Genomic DNA, 23,315 nt, shown 5'->3' on the forward strand with positions numbered 1-23,315 from the left:
GTTACCAGATCGGCAGATCTTTGAGGTTGCTGCGCTTGCCGAACACCCAATGCGCCAGCGTGCGGCTGCCGACGATGGCGGTGAACTGCGAGGTCACGATGCCGATGGCCAGGGTGATCGCGAAGCCCTTCAGCGCACCGGCGCCGAGGAAGAACAGAATCAGGGTACCGATCAGCACGGTGACGTTGGCATCGGCGATGGTCAGGAAGGCGCGGTCGTAGCCGGCGTCGATCGCCTGATGCGGCTTGAGCCCGGCGCGCAGTTCCTCGCGGATGCGCTCGTAGATCAGCACGTTGGCATCCACCGCGATGCCCATGTGCAGCACGATGCCGGCGATGCCGGGCATCGTCAGCGTGGCCTGGAACAGCGACAGCACGGCAGTCAGCAGCAGCAGGTTGGCGGTCAGTGCTGCGATCGCGAACAGGCCGAACACGCGGTAGTAGAGGACCATGAACACCATCACCAGGCCGAGGCCCAGCAGTGCCGCCGACATGCCGCGGCGGATGTTGTCGGCGCCGAGGCTTGGACCGATCGTGCGCTCCTCGATGATCTCGATCGGCGCCACCAGCGCGCCGGCCTTCAGCAGGTCGGCCAGGTCGCGGGCTTCGCGGCTCGACAGACCGGTGGTCTGGAAGCGGCTGCCGAAAACGCCGCGGATGGTGGCGGCGGAAATCACTTCCTGCACGTCGCGGCGCTCGCGGATCGCGTCGCCACGGGCGTTGTAGGTGGTCTTGATCTCGGTCTCGCGATAGACCACCGCCATCAGCTTGCCGACGTTCTTCGAGGTGAAATCGAGCATCCGCTTGGCACCGCTGGCATCGAGCGTGACGCTGACCGCCGGCGTGCCCGACTCATGGTCGACGGTCGGCTGGGCGCTGGTCAGCTCGGCACCGCTGGCGATCGCTTCCCGCTTCAGCAGGAACGGCCGGCGTGTGCCGCGCTCGTAGTACAGCTCGTCGCCGAGCGGGATCACGCCGCTGGCGGCGGCGGCATTGGCGTCGGCGTTTTCGTCGACCGCGCGGTATTCGAGGGTGGCGGTGGCGCCCAGCAGCTCCTTGACCCGGGTCGGGTCCTGCACGCCGGGCAGCTGCACGACGATGCGGTCGGCGCCCTGGCGCTGGACGATCGGCTCGGCGACGCCGAACTGGTTGACGCGATTGCGCAGCGTGATCAGGTTCTTGTCGACGGCGTCGTCGATCAGCTTCTTGGCGGCGATGTCCGACAGCGCCACCTGCAGCGCCGGGCCAGCGGCATCTGGCGGCGTGCTCAGAGTCAGGTCGCGGTTTTCCTTGGCGATGGCGCTGCGCGCCTTGTCGAGCCGTTCGGCGTCGGCGAATTCGATGACGATCGCCTCGCCGGCCTTGCGCCGCCCGGTGTAGCGGATGTCCTGGTCGCGCAGCAGCTTGGGCACGTCGTTGATCAGCCGCTCGACGGCGGCCTTCTTGACGTCCTCCACCGCCACCTGCAGCAGGAAGTGCACGCCGCCGCGCAGGTCGAGGCCGAGCGCCATCGGCTTCCCGCCGAGCGCCGACAGCCACTTCGGCGTCCGCGACGCGAGGTTCAGCGCGGTGACGTAGCCCTGTCCGTCGAGGTCGCGCTTCAGCGCATCCACGGCCTTGAGCTGCGCTTCCGGCGTGCCGAAGCGCACGACCCACTGGCTGCCTTCCAGCGCAGAGCCGGAGGTGCTCAGCTTCTCGGTGTCCAGCGTCTTGGCCACGGTATCGCCAAAGCTCGCCGGCAGCGGGTCACCGGAGCTGGTGCTGATCTGCACCGCGAGGTCTTCGCCATAGAGATTCGGCAGCGCGTACAGCGCGCCGAGCAGCGTGACGATGACAAGCGTCACGGGCTTCCAGAAAGGGTAGTGATGCATGGCGGTTCGTCGGGCGGCGGGGGACGGCGGCGTTGACGGCGCGCCGGGATACGCGGTCAGCGGGTCGGTCGGCGGCGGTCGGCCCGGCAGGCCGCCGGGGCAACTGCCAGGCGCGGGGAAACTACAGGTTCTTCAGCGTGCCTTTCGGCAGCACGGTGGTGATCGCGGCCTTCTGGAACTTGACCTCGACCTTGTCGGCGACTTCGACGGTCAGATAATTCTCGCCGATCGCCGTGATGCGGCCGGCCAGGCCACCGCTGGACACCACCTCGTCGCCCTTGGCGAGCTTCGACAACATGTCGCGGGTTTCCTTGGAACGCTTCATCTGCGGCCGCAGCAGCAGGAAGTAGAACAGCGGCAGCATCACCAGCAGCGGCCAGATGGACGCCAGCAGGCCCGGCGGCTGCGGCGCGGCAGTCTGGGCATGGGCAACCGGGATCAGCAGATCGAGCAATTCCAGCACGTCGGAAACCTGGGCAGGCGGCAAATGGGGCTGGATTATGCCATACGGCCTTTTGCCGGCCGTCCGCGCTGGAAGCACGCCGCAGCGGCGGTTTGCGGCGGTCGTCCGCAGCCGGAAGCCGGCTGCGGCAGTGCTAGCATGCCGACCCGTTTTCCGCTCGCCCTGCCTTCCGATGACCGCAACGCCCCCGCTGCCCTCGCGCGATTTCCGGACCGCCGCGCTGATCCTGGTCGGCATCGCCGCCGCGCTGGCGCTGGCCTGGCGTGCGCCGTCCGACCTGCCGCCGCCGGTAGCCGTCAGCGCGCCAGCACCCGGACCGGCGGTGGCCCCGGCAGCCGCGTTCGATCTGGATACCGCGATGCGGCTGGCCGGCACCCAGGTGCCGCCGGATCTCGACAGCTTCTATTTCTTTGCGATGCTGGAGCCGGCGCCGGAAGCGCAGGACATCGCCGAACTCGGCAGCAAGATGCAGGCGGCCGCCCGCGAACGCGACTACCTCGGCGTGGCCGGGCCGGACCCGGAGCGCAACCGGCGCACGCTGCTGGCGGCGCTCGAAGCCCACCATGGCGAGGACCTGAGCGGCATGATCCTGATCTACCTCGGCCCGGACCAGCACCGCGCCGAGGTGGCCAGCGCGGCCCGTGCCGCCGGCGTGGAACTCCGCTTCGTCGCCTACCCGGAAGCGAGCCCGCCGCTGTAGGCCCCAAGTTCCGAAACGGGACATTCCCGGCACCGGGTTGTCCCGCAGATGACGCAGCACCGGCCGAAGGCAGGGGCCTTCGTGCTAGCCTTCCGCCTGAACGACCGGTTTATCCGCGCCGCCTTGTCAGGTGCCCAGGCGCGAGGCGGCGCCGATAAACCCATTCCATCCTGAACCGGAGTTGCTTTAGTCATGGCGACCTACGCTGCGCCCGTGCGCGAAATCCAGTTTGTCCTCAACGACGTGCTGAACGTCGCTTCCCTGACCGAGATGCCGGCCCTGGCCGATGCCACGCCGGACACGCTGAACGGCTTGATCGAGGAAGCCGCCAAGCTGATCCAGAACCAGATCGCACCGCTGAACGCACCCGGCGATGCCGAGGGCTGCAAGCTCAGCAACGGTGATGTCACCGTGCCGAAAGGCTTCAAGGAAGCCTACAAGCAGTACCAGGAAGCCGGCTGGGTCGGCATTGCCAATCCCAGCGAATGGGGCGGCGCAGGCCTGCCGTACACGCTGGGCAAGGTCATCGACGAGATGCTCTGCTCGGCGGACGTCGCCTTCGCGCTGTATCCGGGCCTGACCGTCGGCTGCTTCGAAGGCATCCTCGCGGCCGGTTCGGACGAGGTCAAGCAGACCTATCTGCCGAAGCTCGCCACCGGCGAGTGGACCGGCACGATGTGCATCACCGAGCCGCAGGCCGGCACCGATCTGGCGTCGATCAAGACCAAGGCGATCCCGAACGGCGACGGCTCGTACTCGCTGGAAGGCGGCAAGATCTTCATCACCTCCGGCGAGCACACGATGGCGGACAACATCGTCCACTTCGTGCTGGCCCGCATCGAAGGCGGCCCGGCCGGCGTCAAGGGCCTGACCACCTTCGTGGTTCCGAAGTACCTGGTCAACGCCGATGGCAGCCTGGGCGCCCGCAACAAGGTCACCTGCACGTCCATCGAGCACAAGATGGGCATCCACGGTTCCTGCACCTGCGCGCTGCAGTTCGAGGGCGCCACCGGCTGGCTCGTCGGCGCGCCGAACACCGGCATCCAGAACATGTTCGTGATGATGAATCTGGCGCGCATCCTGGTCGGCATGCAGGGCCTGGGTTTGTGCGAGCTGGCCACCCAGAACGCCATCGCCTACGCCAAGGACCGCAAACAGGGCAAGGCCTTCAACGGCGGCGCGACGATCATCGACCACCCCGACGTGCGCCGCATGCTGCTGACCATGCGCGCGACCACCGAGGGCGCCCGCGTGCTGGCCTACGAGACCGGCATGTATGTCGACATCGCCCATCACCATCCGGACCCGGCGGTCCGTGAGGAAGCCAACGACTGGGTCGAGCTGAACACGCCACTGGTCAAGAGCTTCTGCACCGACTCGGCGGTCGACCTCGGCAGCCTGGCCATCCAGGTCTACGGCGGCCACGGCTTCATCCGCGAGCACGGCGTCGAGCAGATCATGCGCGACGCCAAGATCCTCTGCCTCTACGAGGGCACCAACGGCATCCAGGCCATGGATCTGGTGCGCCGCAAGCTGATGATCGACAACGGCCGCCTGCCGAAGCGCTTCTTCGCGAAGGTGCGTTCGGAATCGACCGCCGACGCGCCGCTCGGCTTCATCGCCAAGCCGCTCCGCGAGGCGCTCGACGAGCTGGAAAAGACCGCCGCCTGGCTGCAGGAATCGTTCAAGACCAATCCGAACGATGCCGGCTTCGGCGCAGTCGATTTCCAGCGCGCGTTCTGCCTGACCTATCTCGGCTACAACTGGCTGCGGATGGCCAAGGCGGCGATCAACTCGTCGGACGAGATCTTCAAGGCCCAGAAGCTGAACACCGCGCAGTTCTTCGCGGCCCGCATGCTGCCGCAGGTGATGAGCCTGTGCGCCAACGTGCGCCAGCCGGCCAGCGAACTGATGGCGCTGGACGCAGCCAACTTCTGAGTTCGGCCCCGCGGCATCATCGATGAACCCGGCGGGCCGACGACAAGTCGGCCCGCTTTCGTTGCACTCCCCGCGCATCCACGTTCCGGAGCATCCGATGGCCTCGATCTACGACTTCACCGCCAACACCATCGACGGCAAGGCCGTGTCGCTTGCCGACTACAAGGGCAAGGTCCTGCTGATCGTCAACGTCGCGTCCAAGTGCGGCTTCACGCCGCAGTACAAGGGTCTGGAAGAGAGCTACCGCAAGCTCAAGGACCGGGGCGTCGAGATTCTCGGCTTCCCCTGCGACCAGTTCGGCCATCAGGAGCCGGGCGACGAGAAGGAAATCCAGCAGTTCTGCTCGCTGACCTACGACGTCAGCTTTCCGATGTTTGCCAAGATCAAGGTCAATGGCGACGACGCCCACCCGCTCTACAAGTTCCTGAAGAGCGAGGAGAAGGGCATCCTCGGTTCGGAAGCGATCAAGTGGAACTTCACCAAGTTCCTGGTCGGCAAGAACGGCGAGGTGCTGAAGCGCTACGGCTCGATCGACACGCCGGCATCGATCGCCAAGGACATCGAGAAGCTGCTTGCCGCCTGAGCCGGACCCAGCAGCCGCCCATGCGTGAACTGCGCGATGCGCTGATCCTCAACGGCCTGCTCGCCGCCGGCGGCTGGGCCGCGTTCCAGTACCTGCACGCGCCGAAGCTCGGGCTGGCGGTGCTGGCGCTGGTGATTGGCTACAACCTGCTGCTGCCGCTGTTCGCGCGCAGCAGCGGTCATGGCCACTGGTTCGGCCTGTGGGCCTTCCTGCTGCCGCTGTCGGTGTTCCAGGTGGTGCCGGACTGGGTGCTGTCGCAGCTGGTCGGCATCCTGCACTTTCCAGATCTCGGGGCACCGAGGATCGGCCAGCATGTTCCGGCTTACATGGCCGGCATGTGGGTGATTCCGCTGTTCTGGGTGCTGCTGGCGGCGCGCGGCTCGGTGCCACTGGCCGGTGTGCTGGCGCTGCTGGTGTTCGGCGCCTCCGAATGGGCCGCGCCGATCTTCGATCTGTGGCGGCCGCGCGGTGTCGGCAGCCATTACGGCATCGCCGACTACGTGCTGCTGCCCGAAGCGCTGCTCGGCGCCGCCGCCGCCTACGCCTACCGCGAGACCGGCCATTCCGGCATCGCCGTGCGGATCGCCGCAGCGGCGGCGGTCAGCGTGTTCTACACCGGCGCGCTGGTGGTGTCGTACTTCCTCATCGAACGCGCGGTGTTCTGAACGCGCTGCGGCAACCGGCACCGGCCGGCTGTCGCAGCGTTCGGCCGCAATCGCCGAAGGCTACTTGCGATGCGGCTTCGCCAGCGCATCGACCTTCGCCTTGACGGCCGGATCGCGCTCCATCGCGGCAAAGATCTCGGCGTAGCGATCGGCGCTCATGCCCTTGGCCTGGATGGCCTTTTCCATCTTGTCGGTCGCTTCGTCCTCGAGCTTCTCGGCCTCGGCGGCCGTGGTCGCGGCTTCGCGGCGTGCCAGCAGCGCGGTGTTGATCCGGTTCACCTCGACCGAGGCCAGCACGAACTGCTGCAGTTCCCGATCGCTGGGCGCAGCCGGCGTTGTGGCAGCGGTGGCGGCCAGCGACAGGCCGAGCGCCATTAGCGGCGCGATGTGGCGAATCTTCATGGTGTGTCCTCGCAAGGGCGGGCCTGTCCCAGCGCCCGCGTTGGGGTCGTCCGCGCCGCCATACCTGGCCATCGGACCGGCATGCCCCGTGCGGGGCAGCGGCTGCGGGTACCTGTTACCGACCCCGATGCAGCCGGCAAAGTTCAGCCCGGCTGCCCGCTCACGGCGCGGCCGCCGCTTCCGCCGCGCGCCGCGACTGGCCTTCCGGCCCGGCGAGAAACGCCGCCGAAAAGGCCGCGAAGCGGCCGGCCTCGATCGCCGCGCGGATCCGCTTCATCAGGTTCAGGTAGTAGTGCAGGTTGTGGATGGTGTTCAGCCGCGCGCCGAGGATCTCGTCGCAGCGGTCGAGATGGTGCAGGTAGGCGCGCGAATACTGCGTGCAGGTCTCGCAGTCGCAGGCCGGATCGAGCGGCCCCGGATCATTGCGGTGCCGGGCGTTGCGCAGCTTGATCACCCCCTCGGAGGTGAACAGGTGGCCGTTGCGGGCGTTGCGGGTCGGCATCACGCAGTCGAACAGGTCGATGCCGCGACCGACCGCCTGCACCAGATCGCGCGGCGTGCCGACGCCCATCAGGTAGTGCGGATGGTTCGCCGGCAGGGTCGGACCGATGGCATCAAGCACCTTCAGGCGCTCCGGTTCCGGCTCGCCGACCGACAGGCCGCCGACCGCATAGCCGTCGAAGCCGATCTCGGTCAGCCGCTGCAAGGATTCGGCGCGCAGGTCGACATGCATGCCGCCCTGGACGATGCCGAACAGCGCGCCGCGCGGCCCGGCTTCCGGCAGCGGCGTGCCGTCCGGCGGTGGCGGTGCGCCCTCCGGCGTCCAGGCCAGATGCTGGGTCTTGCAGCGCGCCGCCCAGCGCGCCGACAGTTCCATCGACTTGCGGGCCTCGTCCGGTGTCGCCGGGTACGGTGTGCATTCGTCGAACTGCATGATGATGTCGCTGCCCAAGCCGTGCTGGATCTCGATCGACTTCTCCGGCGACAGGAACACCTTGTCGCCATTGATCGGCGACGCGAAATGGACGCCCGCCTCGGTCAGCTTGCGCAGCTCGGCCAGGCTCCAGACCTGGAAGCCGCCGGAGTCGGTCAGGATCGGGCCGTTCCAGTTCATGAAGCGGTGCAGGCCGCCGAGCGCGCGGATCGTGTCGTGACCGGGCCTGAGCCACAGGTGGAAGGTGTTGCCGAGGATGATCTGGCTACCTGCCGCGCGCAGTTCGCCCGGCGTCATCGCCTTGACCGTGCCATAGGTGCCGACCGGCATGAACTGCGGCGTCTCGATGCTGCCGCGCGGGAAGTGCACGCGGCCGCGCCGGGCGTGGCCATCGGTGGCAAGGAGTTCGAAGCGCATGAAATCGGTCGGCCGCAGGAAAGACCGCAATTATCCGGTATCCGGCGGCTATGATCCGCGCACTTCCCTGACCGCCCGGAACGCCCTCAGATGATCCGCCTGCACAACCATCCGTTCTCGACCTTCGGCCGCCGAGTCAAGATCGCGCTGCTGGAAAAGAACATTCCGTTCGAGGAAATCGTCGTCGATCTCGCCCGGCGCCAGCAGCGCACGCCGGAGTATCTGGCGCTGAACCCGTACAGCCGGGTGCCGACCCTGGAAGACGATGGCTTCGTGCTCTACGAATCCTCGGCCATCCTGATGTACCTGGAGGACGAGCATCCGGAACCGGCGCTGATCCCGGCCGGCAATCGCGGCCGCGCCGAGGTCGACATGCACCTGCGGCTCTGCGACGCCCAGATGGCGGCGCCGGCCGGCACGGTGATCTTCCAGAAGCGCTTCTTCCCGGAAGCCCGCTGGAACCTGGAGGCGATCGCCAAGGCCTCGGCCGAGATCGCGAAGCATCTGGCCATCCTCGACCGCCAGCTCGACGGCGTCGATTTCCTGGTCCACGACCGCTACACGCTGGCCGACATCGCCTACATCCCGTTCCTGCACTTCCTGCCGCTGATGGTCGACCCGGCCACCGTGCCGGCCAATGTCGCGCGCTGGGCCGCCGAGCTGCTGGCGCGGGCGTCGAGCCTCGAAACCGTGCCGGCGCAGTAAGGCGATGCGCCTGCCAACTACCGATCATGTGCCGGCCGCCACCGTGCGCTTCTGGGCGCTGCTCGACACCGGCGTGCTGTCGCTGGCGCTGCCGTTCACCGCGCCGCTGTTCGTTGGCGCGCTGTACGCACTGAACGGCCTGCTCGGCGGCGCCTCGACACCGCCGCCGCTGGACCCGCTGGCGCTGTTCTTCGTCAACCTCAGCGGCGTCATGGTGCTGGTCTGGATCGCCGCCCGGCTGCTGCATCCGGTCGGCGTGCTGGCGCTGATCGACACCGTCGGCCGGCTGCTGGTGTCGGCGCTGATCGCCTACTACGTGCTCGTCGAAGGCGCGATTCCGGTGCTGTGGCTGTTCGTCGGCACCGAACTGGCCGGCGCCATCGCCCAGGGCCGCGCCGTGCTGCGGCGGCCGTCATGAGCAGCAGCGGCGGCGCACCCGGCATCCCACTGGCGAATCACCAGTGCCCGCTGTGCGGCGGGCCGAACGGCTGCGCGCCGGCCGCCTGCGGTCGTTTCGACGTGGCCTGCTGGTGCAAGGACCTGCAGATTCCGCCGGCCACGCTGGCGCGCGTGCCGGAAGACCAGCGCGGCCTCGCCTGCCTGTGCGCGGCCTGCGCCGGGGCGACGGCAGGGGTCCGCGCATGATCGCCGTCATCGCCGGTCTGCTGTCGGCCGCAGCCCTGATCGCGATCAGCCGTGCGCTGCGCGCCGAACGCTGGCTGTACGCGCTGAGCCTGCTGGTACTGCCGGCGCTGTACGCCGGCTTCGCGCTGCTGGCGGATGCGCCGGACATCGCGGTTCATGAGTTGCGCCTCGGCCTGCCGTACCTGCTCGGCGGCGTGGTGCTGGCGCTGCTCGGCCGGCGGCATCCGGTTGCGGTCACGGCGCTGGTCGCCGCGCTGTGGCTGCTGCACGGCGGCTATGACGCGATCCACCCGCAGTGGTTCGTCAACCCCGGCATGCCGTCCTGGTATCCGCTGTACTGCGCCAGCGTCGATGTCGCGATCGGCGTCTATCTCAGCTGGCTGGCGCTGCGGCTGGCTCAGCCGCCCCGGAACGGCGTGACGTCGAAGTAGTCGCGCCACTCGGCGATCTTGCCGTTGCGGATCTTGAACACGCCCATCAGCGGGATCGTGAACAGGGTGACGCCGGCCGAATTCTTCAGGTAGTCGATGCGCTCGGTCATCACCGTATCGCCGTGAGCGACGACGCCGAGCATGTCGACACCGATGGTCGCTAGATCCATCTGGCTACCCATCGCCGCGAAGAAGGCGACGGCCTCGTCCGGCCCAGTGGTCTTCGACAGGCCGACGTTCTCGTACGCGCAGTCGGCCGCGAACCAGCGATGCACGCAGGTCTTGAAGGTATCGGGCTGCTGCCATTCGGCGATGAAGGCGGTGACGATCTCGGTCGGGGTCATGGCGCGGAATCTCTAGAGCGGTCTGCCGGGCTGGCGCAGCGATCGTAGCGAGCCCGCCGCACCGGCAGCCAGACGGGCCAGCACCCGCCGGCGGATGCGATCATCGCGGCCCCCGCCTTCCCTGCCCGCTGCGACCGATGCCCGCTGTTCTCCACCAGCCGCTGTCCGCCGCGCCCGGCCTCCACCTGCGCATCGTCGATGACCACGGCCGGCCGCTGAGCGTCGACGCCGTGCTGGCGCGCTGGCGCACCGCCGACGATGACAGCCTGCGCCGCCGCTGGACCGACACGCTGAGGGGCCTGCCGTACAAGGCCTGCTTTCTGGAAGTGCCGGCACTGCAGCCGGCAATGCTGGCGCAGCCGTTCGAATGCGTGGCGCTCGATGCCCCGCAGCTGGCGGCCGTGCGCGGCCCGGCCGATCGCGACAGCTTCCGGCGCGCCTTCGTGATCGACGACGGCACGCCGTTCGCGCATTTCGACAACCTCGGCGGCGACGCGCTGCTGATCGCGCCACGCCCGCTGGCCGATGGCCGCGACTACCGCCACCTGCTGGAATTCCTGCGCCGCGCGCCGGCCGCCGATGCCGAGGCGCTGTGGCAGCGCATCGCCGCGCTGTTGCCGGCGCGGCTGGCCGCCGGGCCGGTCTGGCTCAGCACCGCCGGGCTCGGCGTCAACTGGCTGCACGTACGCCTGGACCAGCGGCCGAAGTACTTCCAGCACCGGCCCTACGCGCAGCTCGGCTGAGCCGCCGATTGCCGCGCCGCACGGGCGCTTGCGATGATCGCCAGCCCGATGCGCGCCTGACCGGAGCCTGACCATGCTGAGCCTCAGACCGAACTGCGAATGCTGCGACCGCGACCTGCCGGCGGACACCGCCGACGCCCGCATCTGCTCGTTCGAATGCACCTTCTGCGCCGACTGCGCGACCACGGTGCTGGCCGGCCGCTGCCCGAACTGCGGCGGCGAACTGCTGGCCCGGCCGCGTCGCCCGGCCGATCGGCTGGCGCGCTGGCCGGCGTCGACCGAGCGGGTCTTCAAGCCGGCCGGCTGCGCCGCCGCAGCCGCATCGGGCGTGCAGCCATGAGCGGCGCGCGAATCGCCGCCGTCGCGCTCCTCGCGCTGCCACTGCTGGCCGGGGCCGCCGACGCGCCGCGTCCGCAGCCGATCCTGCCGGCCGAACTGAACTGGACGGCGTCGAAGCTGATTCCCGGCCTGCAGTCAGCCTGGCTGATCGGCACCGAGCAGGGCAACGGCCCGTACTTGATGCGCGTCGAACTGGCCGCCGGCACGCGGATCTTCGCGCACCGCCACCCGGACACCCGGGCCACCACGGTGCTGCGCGGCACGCTGTACGTCGGCTTCGGCGAAGCGGCGAACGACGCGGCGCTGGTAGCGATTCCCGAAGGCGCGGTCTATGTCGCGCCGGCGGAGATGCCGCACTTCCTGTGGGCCAAGGACGGACCGGTGCTGTACCAGGAGAACGGCATCGCGCCGACCGGCACCGTGCCGGTCAAGCGCTGAGCCGACGGCTTCAGGCCGGCCCGGCCGCCGCCAGCGCCGCCAGCCCTTCGAGCACCAGGTCTGGGCGCAGCTGCCAGCCACCGTCGAGATGCGGCGCCAGCGTTTCGGCGTCGCCGCCGATCAGGTAGCGCGGGCCCGGATGGCGTGCCGCCAGCCGGTCGAGCAGGCCGGCGCAAGCATGCAGCGCGCCCTGCCGCACACAGGCGTCGGTGTCGCGGCCAAGCCCGCGAGTGAACTGCTGCGACGGACCCGATGCCGCGAAACGGGTCGCGCCGAGCACGGCGGTCTGGGCCGTGACCAGACCCGGCGCGATCACGCCGCCGAGATGCTGGCCGCGCGCGTCGACGGCATCGAAGGTCAGCGCGGTGCCGGCGCTGGCCACACTACTCGCCGCGCGTTCGCGGCCCCAGATCGCCAGCAGCGCCAGCCAGCGGTCGACACCGAGCCGGCTGGCATCTCCGTAGGCGAGGCGCAGGCCGGCCAGCCCGTCGACCGGCCGCGCGAACTGCGTGGTCAGCCGGTGGCGCACGCCGAGTGCCGCCGCCAGCCGCTCGCCGGCCGCGTCGCCGGTGACGTTGGCGATCCAGGCCTCGTGCAGGCCGTCCGGCAGCGGCAGCCATTCGATCAGCGCCGCCGGATCGCCGCCGTGGGCCAGCGCCTGCACCGGCGCCAGCGCGCCGTCGTCGCCCGCCACGGTCCACTTCAGCCGGGTGTTGCCGACATCGATCAGCAGCCGCGCGCTCATGCGCCCGGCCCGAGCCGGACGCTGACTTCGCCGGCATGCAGGTGCTGGCGGCGGCCATCCGGCGTCTCGACGATCAGCGCGCCATCGTCGTCGATGCCGCAGGCGATACCGTCGATCTCGGTGCTGCCGGCGCCGATGATCCGCACCGGGCGATTGGCGGCGAGGTCGAGCCGGTTCCAGTCCTCGAGGAAGCCGGCGAAGCCGCTGGCCTCGAAGTCGCGAAGTGCTGCGCCCAGCGCCACCAGCAGTTGCATGGCCAGTTCATTGCGGCTGGCGCGCGGCCGGCCGGCGGCATCCTGCGCGGCGTGCACGCTGATCCACGGCTGGCCGAGGTCGGCGGCCTGGGCGGCGGTCATCGACACGTTCAGGCCGAGGCCGATGATGACCCGGCAACTGCCGCCGATCTCGCTGCGGCTTTCGATCAGGATGCCGCCGAGCTTGGCGTCGCCGATGCGCAGGTCATTCGGCCATTTCAGCTGCACGCCGTCGAGGCCGGCAGCCGACAGCGCGCGCGTCGCGGCCACGCCGACCGCCAGCGGCAGGCAGCCGAGCTTCGGCGGCCAGCCGGCGAAGCTCCAGGCCAGCGACAGGTACAGGTTGGCGCCGAACGGCGAGCGCCAGTCGCGCCCGCGCCGACCGCGGCCGGCGGTCTGGGCTTCGGCGAACAGCACCTGCGGATCATCGGCGGGCGGCGCTTCGATCAGCCGCTGGTTGGTCGAGTCGACCCGCAAGGCGACGGCGACCTTGCGCAGCGGCGGCGGCAGGCCGATGCGCGCGGTATCGAGCCGTTCCAGCGGCGCGCCGAGCCGGTAGCCGAGGCCAGGACGCGCCTCGATGTCGAGCCCCCAGGCCTCGATCTGGCTGATCCGCTTGGCCAGCGCCGCGCGGGTGACGCCAGCCGCCTGGGCCAGCGCTTCGCCGGACAGCCAGTCGCCGCCGGCCAGCGCGTCGACCAGCGGCAGCAGTGCGTCGTCGTCGAGCGCGCGGGTCATGCCGCGGGTTTGCGGTCGAACAGGCGGCCGAGCACGCGGGCCTTCTCGAAGCGCGATTCGCGGCCCTGGAACAGGCGCACGATGTTCTGCCGGTGCTTGAACAGGATCAGCGCCAGCATGGCCGCCGTGAACAGGCCCTGCACGCCGAGTGCGCCGGGGCCGAAGCAGGCGACATAGAACAGGGCGACAACGCCGGCACTGATCGAGGCGAGGCTGACATAACCGCTCAGCATCACCACCAGCGCGAACGCAGCGATCAGCCACGGCGCGGCTGCCGGCAGCAGCGCGACGAACACGCCGGCCAGGGTCGCCACGCCCTTGCCGCCCTTGAACTTCTGGAACACCGGGTAGCAGTGGCCGAGGGCCGCGCCGACGCCGCAGAGGTAGGGCAGCACGGCCGGATCGGCCGCCGCGCCCGGCAGCGGCCACGGCAGGCCGGGCAGCGCCAGTGCAGCGAGCACGCCCTTGCCGATGTCGATCGCCAGTACGCCAAGCGCGAACTTGGCACCCCGGGTACGCAGCGCATTGGTGGCGCCGACATTGCCGGAGCCGCTGGCGCGCAGGTCGCTGCCGCCGGCCAGCCGGCGCATGACATCGCCACCCATGACGCCGCCGAGCAGGTAGGCGAGCAGGAACTTCGCGATCAGCTCCGCCATCGTCAGGCGCCCAGCCAGGCCTGGCGGCGCGCCAGCGGCTCACCGTCGACCTCGGCCAGGGTCAGGGTCCAGGTGTCGGCGGCGGGCACGGCCGGCGTGATCGGCGCGCTCATCAGTTCGTCGCCACGGAACCAGCTCAGCGAGACCGGCACGCCGGGATGCAGCGTTTCGAGCCGCAGCGCCCAGTTGCCAGCGGTGATCTTCAGGCCGTCGATGGCGACCAGCTGGTCGCCGCCGGCCAGCCCGGCGGCTTCGGCCGGCGAGCCGCTGAACACCGTGGCGATGGTCACGTCACCGCTGCGCAGGCTCAGACCCAGCGTCGTTGCCGGGCTGCTGCGCGCATCGCTGCGGCCGCCTTCGTCGCTGGCGCCCGCGCTGGGACGCAGGCTGGCGGTGACGCCGAACGCCGCCAGCAGTTCGGCCAGCGGCAGCTCGGTGGTGCCGCGCAGCCAGGCGTCGAACTGCGGCTTGAGATCGAGCCCGGAAATCTCGGCCGCCACCGCTTCCAGCCCGCCTTCGGGCACGCCGATGTCCTGCGCGCCATAGCGCGTCCACAGCGTGCGCATCACGTCGTCCATCGTCACGCGCGCATGCAGGCGCAGCCACAGGTCGAGGCACAGCGTGACCAGCGCGCCCTTGACGTAGTAGTTCACCGCCGCGTTCGGCGTCTGCTCGTCCGGCTGGTAGTACTTGATCCAGGTTTCGAAGCTGGCGTCGGCCAGCGTCTGCACCAGGCGGCCCGGCGTGCGCTGCAGGCGGGTGGCGGCTTCGGCCAGCAGGTCGAGATAGACGGGCGCGTCGATCAGCCCGGCGCGGAGCAGCATCAGGTCGTCGTAGTACGAGGTGACGCCTTCATAGGCCCAGAGGTCCTCGCTGTAGGCCTCGGCCGACAGGTCGTTGTCGGCGAAGCGGGCGGCGGTGATCCGCTTGACGTTCCATAGGTGGAAGTACTCGTGGCTGACCAGCCCGAGGAAGCTCCGATAGCCCTTGCGCAGGCCGCTCTGCCCCGGGCGCGGCAGCGCATCACGGGCGGTGACCAGCGCCGTGGACGTGCGGTGTTCCAGCCCGCCGTAGCCGTTGCCGGTGACCTGGGTCAGGAACAGGTACTGGGCCATTTGCGGTTGCTGTCCGAACAGCTCGCGCTGCACGTGGCAGACCCTGGCGATGTCGGCGGCCAGCCTCGGCAGATCCGGCTCGCAGCGGCCGGACAGGATCAGGCTGTGCGGAATGCCGTCGACATCGAAGACGATGCTCTGGTACGCCGCCATCTCCACCGGGCAGTCGATCAGCTCCTCATAGCTGTCGGCGCGGTAGCGGCCAAAGCCGTCGTCGGCGACGTCCACCGGCGTCAGCGCCGTGGCCAGCTTCCAGCCGGGGCACAGGGTTGAGTCCGGGCGTTCGATCTGCAGTTCGAAGCCTGCAGTCTCGGCGCCGGCCGGGCAGTAGAACAGCGAGCTGCCGTTGAAGAAGCCGCGCCGGGTGTCGAGCCAGGCCTTGCGCACCGAGCTGTCGAGCGCGTGCACCGCGTATTCCAGGCGGATGCGGCCCTGCCCTTCGACCCGGAAGCGGCCCTTGTCGAGCCGGGTGATCGCCGCCGGCCGGTCATCGACGAACGCCTTCAGCCCCTGCACGTGCTTGGCGAAATCGCGCACCAGATAGCTGCCGCGAATCCAGTTCGGCAGCCGCAGCAGCGGCGCGGCACTGGGGCTGTCGAACTGCACGGTGACGTGGTAGCGATGCGCCGCAGGATCGGCGCTGACCTGGTAACGGATGGTGGACAAGACGGGCTCGCGAGAAACCGGCGGCGGGGATGCGTGATGGTAGCGCCGGCCGCTGCGGGCCGGGCTGCCGGCGCGCCGGAGAACTGTCCGCAAACTGACAAGGAAACGAAACATCGGCTGGCTAGCCTCCGGGGCTCTTGACGTTTCAGCGCGCGACGACCTCGCGCCTTTCCATCCGGTCAGCCCAGGAGCCAGCCATGCACGACAGCGACAACAGCGAGCGACCCGCCCATCGTCACGACGATGACATCTGCACCAACGAATCGAACAACCCGACGCTCGAAAGCATGGTCAACGCGCGGCTGTCGCGCCGCGAGATGCTGGTCGGCGGCCTCGGTGCCGCCGCCGCCTTCACCGCCGGCAGCGCCGGCCTGCTGACCAGCGCGGACGCCAAGGCGCTGCCGGCCGGCTTCAGCTTGAGCTTCAACCCGGTCGCCAAGAGCCTGGCCGACGTGGTCAGCGTGCCGGCGGGCTACAGCGTCACCGTGCTGACGCCGACCGGCGAAGCGCTGACGCCGTCGACGCCGGCCTATGTCGGCGACGGCAGCGAAACCGGCGATTCCTACGCCTTCCGCTCCGGCGATCACCACGACGGCATGTACTACTTCGGCCTGAGCGCCGACGGCAGCCGCCCGGACCCGCGCAATTCGCGCCGTGGCCTGCTGTGCGTGAACCACGAGAACATCACCCAGCCGTTCCTGCACCCGAATGGCGCCACCGTGGTCGGCGGCGTGCGCACGGTCGCCGATGAAGTGATCAAGGAAATGAACGCCCACGGCGTCAGCATCACCGAACTGGTGCCGGGCCCGTCGCGCGCCACGCCGGTCGCGTTCAACCGCAACTCGCGCTTCAACCGCCGCATCACCTCGCTGACCGACATGGTCCTCAGCGGCCCGGTGGCCGGCGATCCGCAGCTGGTCACCCGCTACTCGCCGAACGGCACCCGCACGCGCGGCACGGTCAACAACTGCGCCAACGGCTTCACGCCCTGGGGCACCTACCTGACCTGCGAGGAAAACTGGGCGTTCTACTTCCGCCGCTCGGCCACCGACAACGCCAGCCGCAGCGCCGCCGAAGTCGTCGCGCTGAACCGCTACGGCCTGACCCAGGGCGCGGCCGGCAACTACGGCTGGACCACGGTCGTCCCGCAGGACCCGAACGACACCCGCTTCTCGCGCTGGGACGCCACCGTCACCGGCGCCACGGCGGCCGACGACTTCCGCAACGCGCCGAACACTTTCGGCTGGGTGGTCGAAATCGATCCGTACGATCCGCAGTCGACCCCGCGCAAGCGCACCGCGATGGCGCGCTTCTTCCATGAAGGCGCCTGGCCGGCGAACTTCGTGCCGGGCCGTCCGCTGGTCTACTACATGGGCTGCGATTCGCGCGGCGAGTACATCTACAAGTACGTCTCCGAAGCACTGCTCGACCCGCGTGACTTCGCGCGCGGCGACCGTCTCGCGGTCGGCGACAAGTACCTTGACCGCGGCACGCTGTATGTCGCCCGCTTCGATGCCACCGGCACCGGCAGCTGGATTCCGCTGGTGTTCGGCACCAATGGCCTGGACCCGAACAACGCGATCTACCCGTTCAGCTCGCAGGCCGACGTGCTGCTGCACGCCCGCCTGGCGGCCGATTCGGTCGGCGCGACCAAGATGGATCGTCCGGAATGGGGCGCGGTGAACCGCACCAATGGCGAGGTCTATTTCACGCTGACCAACAACTCGCAGCGCGGCGTCGGCACCGGCCCGGTGGTGGATGCGGCGAACCCGCGCTCGTATGCCGACCAGAAGGGCGCGGTCACCCAGCGCGGCAACGTCAACGGCCACATCATCCGGTTCCGCGAGGCCGGCAACAATTCGTCGGCAACCGCGTTCCGCTGGGACATCTTCGGCTTCGGCGCCGAGGCGGGCAGCGATCCGGCCACCGTCAACCTGTCCGGCCTGACCGACGTCAACGACTTCTCCAGCCCGGACGGCCTGTGGTTCGGCCGCGACACCAACGACTCGAACGGTCTGCTTTGGATCCAGACCGACGACGGCGCCTACACCGATGTCACCAACTGCATGCTGCTGGCGGCGGTGCCGGGCAAGGTCGGTGACGGCGGCGCGGTGACGATCAACGGCCAGCAGACCTTCGTCGGTGCCAAAGCCAGCGGCTCACGGCTGCGCCGCTTCCTGGTCGGCCCGAAGGGCTGCGAACTGACCGGCCTCGACACCACGCCGGATGGCCGCGTGCTGTTCGTCAACATCCAGCATCCGGGCGAGAACACGCCGGCTTCGCAGATCGGCAGCCCCGAGCTGTACGAAAGCCACTTCCCGGGCGGTGGCCTGAGCCGTCCGCGCTCCGCGACCCTGGCGATCGTCAAGGACGACTTCGGCATCGTCGGCCTGTAAGCAGCTTCCGCCTCACGGCGGAGACATGTGGAAAAAGCCCGTCGGCGCAAGCCGGCGGGCTTTTTCTTTGGCGGCCCGCCGATCGCTGCCGACGCCATGAAAAACGCCCGCCTTGCGGCGGGCCTTCAGGCGACTTCAACGTCGGTGCAGCGGGCGTGATCAGTACAGGAAGCCGTTGCGCTTGGGTGGCGACGGCGACACTGCCAGCGAGCGAATCTGGCGGTCACCGCCAATCGTGGAGCCGCCGTTGTTCGAGGCGGCGCCCGAGGTATTGCCGTCGGCAAGATCAATCTCGTAAAAGCGCGCCGTGTTGTTGCGCTCGGCAATCGCGACGTAGGCAATGCCCAGGTCTTGCGGCTGGTCACCGCGCTCCCGAACGATGTCGAAACCGGCGGCCGACACGAACTGGCGATCCAGCACGCCGAGCGAGGTCAATACGCCGGCATTGGTAATCCGCACCAGACTCTGGGTCGTGAAGTCGAGCCCATAGAGCGTGGTCGTGGTGGCATCGACATCGTTGTTGGAATGCGCGATCGCTGCGAGCTGGGGAATCTCGCCGTCGTTGGTGTCGCTGTCGTTGTAGCGCAGGACCGTGCCGTCGCTCTGGATCAGCGCACCGGTGTCAGGATTGATCCTGAGAATATTGGTGTCGGTGGTGCTGCCGCCCGGCTGGTAATCGATCACCCGAATGAAATCCTGAGACGGATTGATATCCATCACCGGCTGGTTCAGCACTGCCGGCGCCGTCAGGAACGGCGTCGCGCTGACCAGGGTCGAGAGGCCGGTATCGGCGTCGATGGTGGCAATGCGGCTGCTGCTGGTCAGACCGTACAACAGCCCGTTCTCGGTCCGGAAATCGATCTGCAGCACGGATTCGCCGCTATCGAGCCCGGTGATCGTGACCTCGTTCTCGATCGAACCGGGGTCGTCGGTCTGGAACTTGATCAAGGTGCCGCTATCGGTGACGGCATAGGCATCGCGGCCATTCATGCAGCCGGTGATCGCTGCGGCAGCCGCCAGCAGCAGGCTGGCGCGCAACAGGAAACGGAAGCGGGGCAAGGGCATCGGGGAGTCCTGTTCGGGGCGGGTGCCGGCGGGTCCGGGTCGGCGGCATCATAACGGCCCTTCAGTGACATTTCCGTCGGCCCGCAGTTCAGCGCTGACAGCGCCGGCCATGCCCGTCAGCACAGCGCTTCCGCTACGCTCGCAGCCCGTTCGCCCGCCCCGTTTGCCGATCCGATGACCGACTCCCTCAGCCTGCGCGCCCGCCTGTTCGGCCCCGTTTCCCAGTTCCTGCTGCAGCCCGTGCTGGCGGCACCGGCCGAGCAGATGCGGCCGAAGCTGGAGCGCATCGCCGGGCTGATCACGCGCATCCCGCGCGGCGTGACGGTCGAGCCGATCACGCTGGCTGGCCGGCCGGCCGAAAAGCTGACGCCGAAGGACCGCGCCGGCACCCAGGTCATCTACTACCTGCATGGCGGCGCCTACCTCGGCGGCAGCCCGCGTACCCATCGCGGCATGCTGGCGCACATCGCCAAGGCGGCGGCGGCCACCGTCATCGCGATCGATTACCGGCTGGCGCCGGAGCATCCATACCCGGCGGCGCTCGACGATGCCGTGGCGGGCTGGCAGGCGCTGCTGGCGCAGGGTCTGCAGCCTGCGGATCTGGTCATCGGCGGCGATTCGGCCGGCGGCAACCTGGCGCTGGTCACGGCGATCGCGCTGCGCGATCGCGGCCTGCCGCAGGCCTCCGGCCTGGTGTTGCTGTCGCCGTGGACCGACCTGTCGTCCAGCGGCAGCTCGATGGGCACCCGCGCCGAGCGCGACCGCCTGCTGACCGTACGCGGCATCGACCGCGCCGCCCGCCAGTTCGCCGGCGGGCTGCCGCTGACCGATCCGCGCCTGTCGCCGCTGTTCGCGAAGCTCGACTGCCTGCCGAAAACGCTGATCCAGGTCGGCGACGACGAAGTGCTGCTCGACGATTCGCTGCGCCTGGCCGAGGCAGCCAGCAAGGCCGGCGTCGACGTGACGCTCGAGCATCGGCTCGGGCTCTGGCACGTCTGGCAGGTGATGGCCGGCTGGATGCCGGAAGCCGATCAGTCGATCGCCGCGATCGGCGCCTTCGTGCGCGGGCTGCCGCGCTGAGCGTTCATCCGGGCCACAGCCAGGCGGCACCGCGCACGCCGCTGGCGTCGCCGTGGCGGGCCGGCAGCAGCCGGGTCACGACCCGGTCGCTGAACACCCAGCGGGCCCACAGCGCCGGCACCGTCTCGTAAAGGCGTTCGATCCGGCTCAGACCGCCGCCGAGCACGATGACGTCCGGGTCGAGCAGGTTGATGACGCTGGCCAGCGCGCGGGCCAGCCGCTCCTCGTAACGCGCCAGCGTGGCGTTGCAGGCAATATCGCCGGCCGCCGCTGCCGCGACGATCTGCTCGCCGCTCCAGGCCACGCCGGTCACGTCCCGATGGTCGCGCGCCAGCGCCGGCCCGGACAGCCAGTCCTCGATCGCGCCGAAGCGGCCGTCCCAGCCGAGCGGACCGGGCACCTCGTTCCAGTCGACGCGCGGCCACGGCAGCGGGTTGTGGCCCCATTCGCCGGCGATCGCGTTCGGCCCGCTTCTGAGCCGGCCGTCGATGACGATGCCGCCGCCGACACCGGTGCCGAGGATCACCGCGAACACGCAGGCCGCGTCGGCCGCCGCGCCGTCGTCCTGCGCCTCGCTCAGCGCCAGGCAGTCGGCGTCGTTGGCCATCCGCAGCGCACGCCCCAGCGCGGCTTCCAGATCGGCCTTCAGCGGCCGCTCGTTGAGGCAGGTGGAATTGGCGTTCTTGATCAGGCCGCTGAACGGCGAGATCGCGCCCGGATGGCCGATGCCGACCGGCAGCCGCTGCGCGCCGACCTGACGTTCGAGATCGGCCACCAGTGCCACGACCGCCGCCACGGTGGCCGGGTAATCGCCGGCCGGCGTGGCGATGCGCTGCCGGGCGACGACCTCGGTCGCGCCGCGCAGCACGATGCCTTCGATCTTGGTGCCGCCGAGGTCGATGCCGATCCTGAGCATGCGCGTCATCAAAAATGGCCGGGCCGCAGTGTAGCGGCGGCTTCGCGTCGGAGCGCCGTTCAGCCGCCGGCGCTGCAGCGGGCGCAGATGCCGCTGATCTCGATGACCCGCTGATCGATCGCGAAGCGGTGCGCGTCGGCATGGCGGTTGAGCAGCGCGTTGATGCCGGGATCCACCGCTTCGTCGACCGCCCCGCAGCGGGTGCACAGGAAGTGGATGCCGTCGTGAACCGTGCCCGGCCTGCTGCAGGCGCGGTAGGCATTGGTGCTGGCGATGCGGTGCACCAGCCCGTGCTGGGTGAGCTGGGCGAGCGTGCGGTAGATGGTCTGCGGATAGATGCGCTGGGCCACCTGCGGCTGCAGCGTCTCGATCAGCTCGTACGCGGTGCGCGCCTGCGGCGACGCCTGCAGCTCGGCGTACGCCTGGCGTGCGAGGTCCGGCAGCTCGGCCAGCAGCGCGGCGTCGGCCGGGTGGCCGGGACAGCAGGTCGCCGCCGCCGTGCGGGCTGCGGCGCCCTGCCCGCGCGCCGGCTTCAGCCGGCCGAGAGTCGGGACGGCGGGCGCGACGGGCATGACAGGTTTCGCGGCTCTGGGCATGGCAGGTGATGGCGGCAGGACGCCGGCAGTGTCGCATCGCCTCCGCTGCGGCGTCCCGCCGGGGCTCAGGCGGCCGCGTCTTCCTCGGCAGTCGGCGCCGATGCCAGCGACCACGCCGGGAACGGGTCCGGCAGCGCCTGCCAGCCCTGCGGCCCGAGCGCCATCTCGCGCTCGTCGAGCAGGCAACGGTCCAGACGGGCGCGCAACGCGGCTTCGTTGATGTCGATGCCGATGAACACGATTTCCTGCCGCCGGTCGCCGAACTGCGGATGCCAGTCGCGCATCATCGCGGCACGCATGTCGGCTTCGTCCGGCAGCGCCGCCAGCGGGCTCGCCCACCAGAAACCGGCCGCCTCATGCTGCAGCGCCGCGCCGGCCTGATGCAGCTCGCCGGCCCAGTCCATGCGCGTCGCCAGCCAGAAATGGCCCTTGGCCCGCAGCACGCCTTCCCAGTCGCTGTTCAGGAACTGCATGAAGCGTTCCGGATGCAGCGGCCGCCGGACCCGCCAGACGAAACTGCCGATGCCGTAGGCCTCGGATTCCGGCAGGTGTTCGCCGGCCAGTTCGCGCGCCCAGCGCGGGTTCCGTTCAGCGGCTTCGAAATCGAAGCGGCCGGTGGCGAAGATGTCGGTCATCGGCACCTGGCCGTGATCCGCCGGCACGATCACGGCGCCTGGATTCAGCGCCCGCACCACCGCGATCACGTCACGCCGCCGCGCCTCGCTGACCTCGGAAAACTTGTTGATGACGATGGTGTCGGCGAACTCGATCTGGTCGGTCAGCAGGTCGACCAGCGTGCGCTGGTCGTCGTCGCCCGCAGTGTCGCCGCGATCGCGGAGGAAATCGGTGGATACGTAGTCGCGCAGCAGGTTCACCGCATCGACGACCGTCACCATGGTGTCGAGCCGGGCGACATCGGCAAGCGAGAAACCGGCCTCGTCGCGAACCCGGAACGTCGAGGCGACCGGCAGCGGTTCGGAGATGCCGGTCGATTCGATCAGCAGGTAGTCGTAGCGGCCCTCGGCGGCAAGGCGCGCGACTTCGCGCATCAGGTCTTCGCGCAGCGTGCAGCAGATGCAGCCGTTGGAGAATTCGACCAGGGCTTCCTCGGTCCGGCTGAGCGCCGCGTCGCCGTTGCGGATCAGCGCGCCGTCGATGTTGACCTCGCTCATGTCGTTGACGATCACCGCGACGCGGCGGCCTTCGCGGTTGCGCAGCACGTGGTTCAGCAGCGTGGTCTTGCCGGCGCCGAGAAAGCCGGACAGCACGGTCACCGGCAGCGGAGGTCGCGGTGCAACCGGGTGGGAAACGGGCGCAGTCATGGCGGCAGCAGTCCTGTGATGAGGCGGGTTTTGTTATACAGTAACATCGATTCGACCCGAGTTGTCCCGACCACATCCGCGTAACGCTGTCCGCCGCCGATTCCGGACGGCCGCACCTGCTGGCCGATATCACGCCCCACCCCGCGTTC

The 23,315-nt window shown here is 69.5% G+C and carries 26 protein-coding genes; 13 read left to right on the forward strand and 13 right to left on the reverse strand.

The features are described 5' to 3' along the window. Position 1: 1 nt before the first annotated feature. Positions 2–1,870, reverse strand: a complete 1,869-nt coding sequence (gene secD / locus ACTIGJ_RS15350; RefSeq protein WP_439641205.1) for a protein translocase subunit SecD — start codon at positions 1,868–1,870, stop codon at positions 2–4. A gap of 121 nt (positions 1,871–1,991) precedes the next feature. Continuing rightward, positions 1,992–2,330, reverse strand: a complete 339-nt coding sequence (yajC, locus tag ACTIGJ_RS15355; RefSeq protein ID WP_439641263.1) for a preprotein translocase subunit YajC — start codon at positions 2,328–2,330, stop codon at positions 1,992–1,994. 175 nt (positions 2,331–2,505) lie between these two features. Here yajC and ACTIGJ_RS15360 point away from each other — a divergent pair, with 175 nt between their 5' ends. From ACTIGJ_RS15360 to ACTIGJ_RS15375, 4 genes are all read left to right on the forward strand, one after another. Beyond that, positions 2,506–3,033, forward strand: coding sequence for a hypothetical protein (locus ACTIGJ_RS15360; RefSeq protein WP_439641206.1), 528 nt, complete (start codon positions 2,506–2,508; stop codon positions 3,031–3,033). 192 nt (positions 3,034–3,225) lie between these two features. Next, positions 3,226–4,971 (forward strand): acyl-CoA dehydrogenase family protein, encoded by a 1,746-nt coding sequence (locus tag ACTIGJ_RS15365; protein ID WP_439641207.1) that lies wholly within the window; start codon positions 3,226–3,228, stop codon positions 4,969–4,971. A gap of 97 nt (positions 4,972–5,068) precedes the next feature. Next, on the forward strand, positions 5,069–5,554 hold the full coding sequence (locus tag ACTIGJ_RS15370; protein WP_439641208.1) for a glutathione peroxidase: 486 nt from the start codon (positions 5,069–5,071) through the stop codon (positions 5,552–5,554). A 20-nt stretch (positions 5,555–5,574) separates the two neighbouring features. Then, positions 5,575–6,219 carry a DUF6989 domain-containing protein gene (locus ACTIGJ_RS15375; RefSeq protein ID WP_439641209.1) on the forward strand — a complete coding sequence of 215 codons (645 nt, stop codon included), beginning with the start codon at positions 5,575–5,577 and terminating at the stop codon, positions 6,217–6,219. Between the two features lie 60 nt (positions 6,220–6,279). Here the strand turns inward: ACTIGJ_RS15375 and ACTIGJ_RS15380 are convergent, their stop codons facing one another. After that, entirely contained in the window at positions 6,280–6,621 is a 342-nt protein-coding gene (locus ACTIGJ_RS15380; protein WP_439641210.1) for a DUF4168 domain-containing protein, read from the reverse strand. Positions 6,622–6,781: 160 nt separating this feature from the next. Beyond that, on the reverse strand, positions 6,782–7,972 hold the full coding sequence (gene tgt / locus ACTIGJ_RS15385) for a tRNA guanosine(34) transglycosylase Tgt (protein ID WP_439641211.1): 1,191 nt from the start codon (positions 7,970–7,972) through the stop codon (positions 6,782–6,784). A gap of 90 nt (positions 7,973–8,062) precedes the next feature. On the opposite strand from tgt, the gene ACTIGJ_RS15390 reads away from it, so the two are divergent. From ACTIGJ_RS15390 to ACTIGJ_RS15405, 4 genes are read left to right on the forward strand one after another with little or no spacing between them, the layout of a single operon-like run. Then, positions 8,063–8,677, forward strand: coding sequence for a glutathione S-transferase family protein (locus tag ACTIGJ_RS15390; protein WP_439641212.1), 615 nt, complete (start codon positions 8,063–8,065; stop codon positions 8,675–8,677). Between the two features lie 4 nt (positions 8,678–8,681). Then, entirely contained in the window at positions 8,682–9,095 is a 414-nt protein-coding gene (locus tag ACTIGJ_RS15395) for a hypothetical protein (protein ID WP_439641213.1), read from the forward strand. Further along, a complete protein-coding gene (locus tag ACTIGJ_RS15400) occupies positions 9,092–9,322 on the forward strand; it encodes a cysteine-rich CWC family protein (protein ID WP_439641214.1) in 231 nt (76 codons plus the stop codon). The genes ACTIGJ_RS15395 and ACTIGJ_RS15400 overlap by 4 nt, the downstream gene beginning before the upstream one ends. Beyond that, positions 9,319–9,753 carry a hypothetical protein gene (locus tag ACTIGJ_RS15405; protein ID WP_439641215.1) on the forward strand — a complete coding sequence of 145 codons (435 nt, stop codon included), beginning with the start codon at positions 9,319–9,321 and terminating at the stop codon, positions 9,751–9,753. The genes ACTIGJ_RS15400 and ACTIGJ_RS15405 overlap by 4 nt, the downstream gene beginning before the upstream one ends. Here ACTIGJ_RS15405 and ACTIGJ_RS15410 read toward each other — a convergent pair. Then, the gene (locus ACTIGJ_RS15410) at positions 9,720–10,097 is read right to left on the reverse strand and encodes a limonene-1,2-epoxide hydrolase family protein (RefSeq protein ID WP_439641216.1); all 378 of its coding nucleotides are present in this window, start codon (positions 10,095–10,097) and stop codon (positions 9,720–9,722) included. The genes ACTIGJ_RS15405 and ACTIGJ_RS15410 overlap by 34 nt on opposite strands. A 137-nt stretch (positions 10,098–10,234) precedes the next feature. Here ACTIGJ_RS15410 and ACTIGJ_RS15415 point away from each other — a divergent pair, with 137 nt between their 5' ends. The 3 genes from ACTIGJ_RS15415 to ACTIGJ_RS15425 all read left to right on the forward strand — a co-directional run bounded on the left by ACTIGJ_RS15415 (position 10,235) and on the right by ACTIGJ_RS15425 (position 11,617). Beyond that, positions 10,235–10,840 (forward strand): DUF6940 family protein, encoded by a 606-nt coding sequence (locus ACTIGJ_RS15415; RefSeq protein WP_439641217.1) that lies wholly within the window; start codon positions 10,235–10,237, stop codon positions 10,838–10,840. Positions 10,841–10,913: 73 nt separating this feature from the next. Next, positions 10,914–11,180 carry a DUF1272 domain-containing protein gene (locus ACTIGJ_RS15420; RefSeq protein WP_439641218.1) on the forward strand — a complete coding sequence of 89 codons (267 nt, stop codon included), beginning with the start codon at positions 10,914–10,916 and terminating at the stop codon, positions 11,178–11,180. Then, positions 11,177–11,617: a cupin domain-containing protein gene (locus ACTIGJ_RS15425; RefSeq protein ID WP_439641219.1), complete on the forward strand. Its 441-nt coding sequence runs from the start codon at positions 11,177–11,179 to the stop codon at positions 11,615–11,617. Before ACTIGJ_RS15420 ends, ACTIGJ_RS15425 begins: the two co-directional genes overlap by 4 nt. A gap of 10 nt (positions 11,618–11,627) precedes the next feature. Here ACTIGJ_RS15425 and ACTIGJ_RS15430 read toward each other — a convergent pair whose 3' ends face one another. Genes ACTIGJ_RS15430 through ACTIGJ_RS15445 form a run of 4 tightly spaced genes read right to left on the reverse strand, consistent with a single transcriptional unit; the run spans position 11,628 to position 15,791 of the window. Next, positions 11,628–12,362 (reverse strand): type III pantothenate kinase, encoded by a 735-nt coding sequence (locus ACTIGJ_RS15430; protein WP_439641220.1) that lies wholly within the window; start codon positions 12,360–12,362, stop codon positions 11,628–11,630. After that, a complete protein-coding gene (locus ACTIGJ_RS15435) occupies positions 12,359–13,354 on the reverse strand; it encodes a biotin--[acetyl-CoA-carboxylase] ligase (protein WP_439641221.1) in 996 nt (331 codons plus the stop codon). Before ACTIGJ_RS15435 ends, ACTIGJ_RS15430 begins: the two co-directional genes overlap by 4 nt. After that, a complete protein-coding gene (plsY, locus tag ACTIGJ_RS15440; RefSeq protein WP_439641222.1) occupies positions 13,351–14,010 on the reverse strand; it encodes a glycerol-3-phosphate 1-O-acyltransferase PlsY in 660 nt (219 codons plus the stop codon). The genes ACTIGJ_RS15435 and plsY overlap by 4 nt, the downstream gene beginning before the upstream one ends. Before the next feature lie 2 nt (positions 14,011–14,012). Further along, positions 14,013–15,791, reverse strand: coding sequence for a M61 family metallopeptidase (locus tag ACTIGJ_RS15445; protein ID WP_439641223.1), 1,779 nt, complete (start codon positions 15,789–15,791; stop codon positions 14,013–14,015). A 197-nt stretch (positions 15,792–15,988) separates the two neighbouring features. On the opposite strand from ACTIGJ_RS15445, the gene ACTIGJ_RS15450 reads away from it, so the two are divergent. Continuing rightward, positions 15,989–18,187 (forward strand): PhoX family protein, encoded by a 2,199-nt coding sequence (locus ACTIGJ_RS15450; RefSeq protein WP_439641224.1) that lies wholly within the window; start codon positions 15,989–15,991, stop codon positions 18,185–18,187. Between the two features lie 159 nt (positions 18,188–18,346). Here the strand turns inward: ACTIGJ_RS15450 and ACTIGJ_RS15455 are convergent, their stop codons facing one another. Further along, positions 18,347–19,252 carry a DUF4394 domain-containing protein gene (locus ACTIGJ_RS15455; RefSeq protein WP_439641225.1) on the reverse strand — a complete coding sequence of 302 codons (906 nt, stop codon included), beginning with the start codon at positions 19,250–19,252 and terminating at the stop codon, positions 18,347–18,349. 174 nt (positions 19,253–19,426) lie between these two features. Between ACTIGJ_RS15455 and ACTIGJ_RS15460 the strand changes: the two genes are divergently transcribed. Beyond that, positions 19,427–20,332 (forward strand): alpha/beta hydrolase, encoded by a 906-nt coding sequence (locus tag ACTIGJ_RS15460; protein WP_439641226.1) that lies wholly within the window; start codon positions 19,427–19,429, stop codon positions 20,330–20,332. Positions 20,333–20,336: 4 nt separating this feature from the next. On the opposite strand, the gene ACTIGJ_RS15465 is transcribed toward ACTIGJ_RS15460, so the two are convergent. The 3 genes from ACTIGJ_RS15465 to zigA all read right to left on the reverse strand — a co-directional run bounded on the left by ACTIGJ_RS15465 (position 20,337) and on the right by zigA (position 23,166). Then, positions 20,337–21,248, reverse strand: a complete 912-nt coding sequence (locus ACTIGJ_RS15465) for an ROK family protein (protein WP_439641264.1) — start codon at positions 21,246–21,248, stop codon at positions 20,337–20,339. A 59-nt stretch (positions 21,249–21,307) separates the two neighbouring features. Then, positions 21,308–21,820 carry a Fur family transcriptional regulator gene (locus tag ACTIGJ_RS15470; protein ID WP_439641227.1) on the reverse strand — a complete coding sequence of 171 codons (513 nt, stop codon included), beginning with the start codon at positions 21,818–21,820 and terminating at the stop codon, positions 21,308–21,310. An 89-nt stretch (positions 21,821–21,909) separates the two neighbouring features. After that, a complete protein-coding gene (zigA, locus tag ACTIGJ_RS15475) occupies positions 21,910–23,166 on the reverse strand; it encodes a zinc metallochaperone GTPase ZigA (RefSeq protein WP_439641228.1) in 1,257 nt (418 codons plus the stop codon). Positions 23,167–23,315: the final 149 nt, after the last annotated feature.

Source organism: Nevskia sp. (genome assembly GCF_051860985.1).
Classification (GTDB): domain Bacteria; phylum Pseudomonadota; class Gammaproteobacteria; order Nevskiales; family Nevskiaceae; genus Nevskia.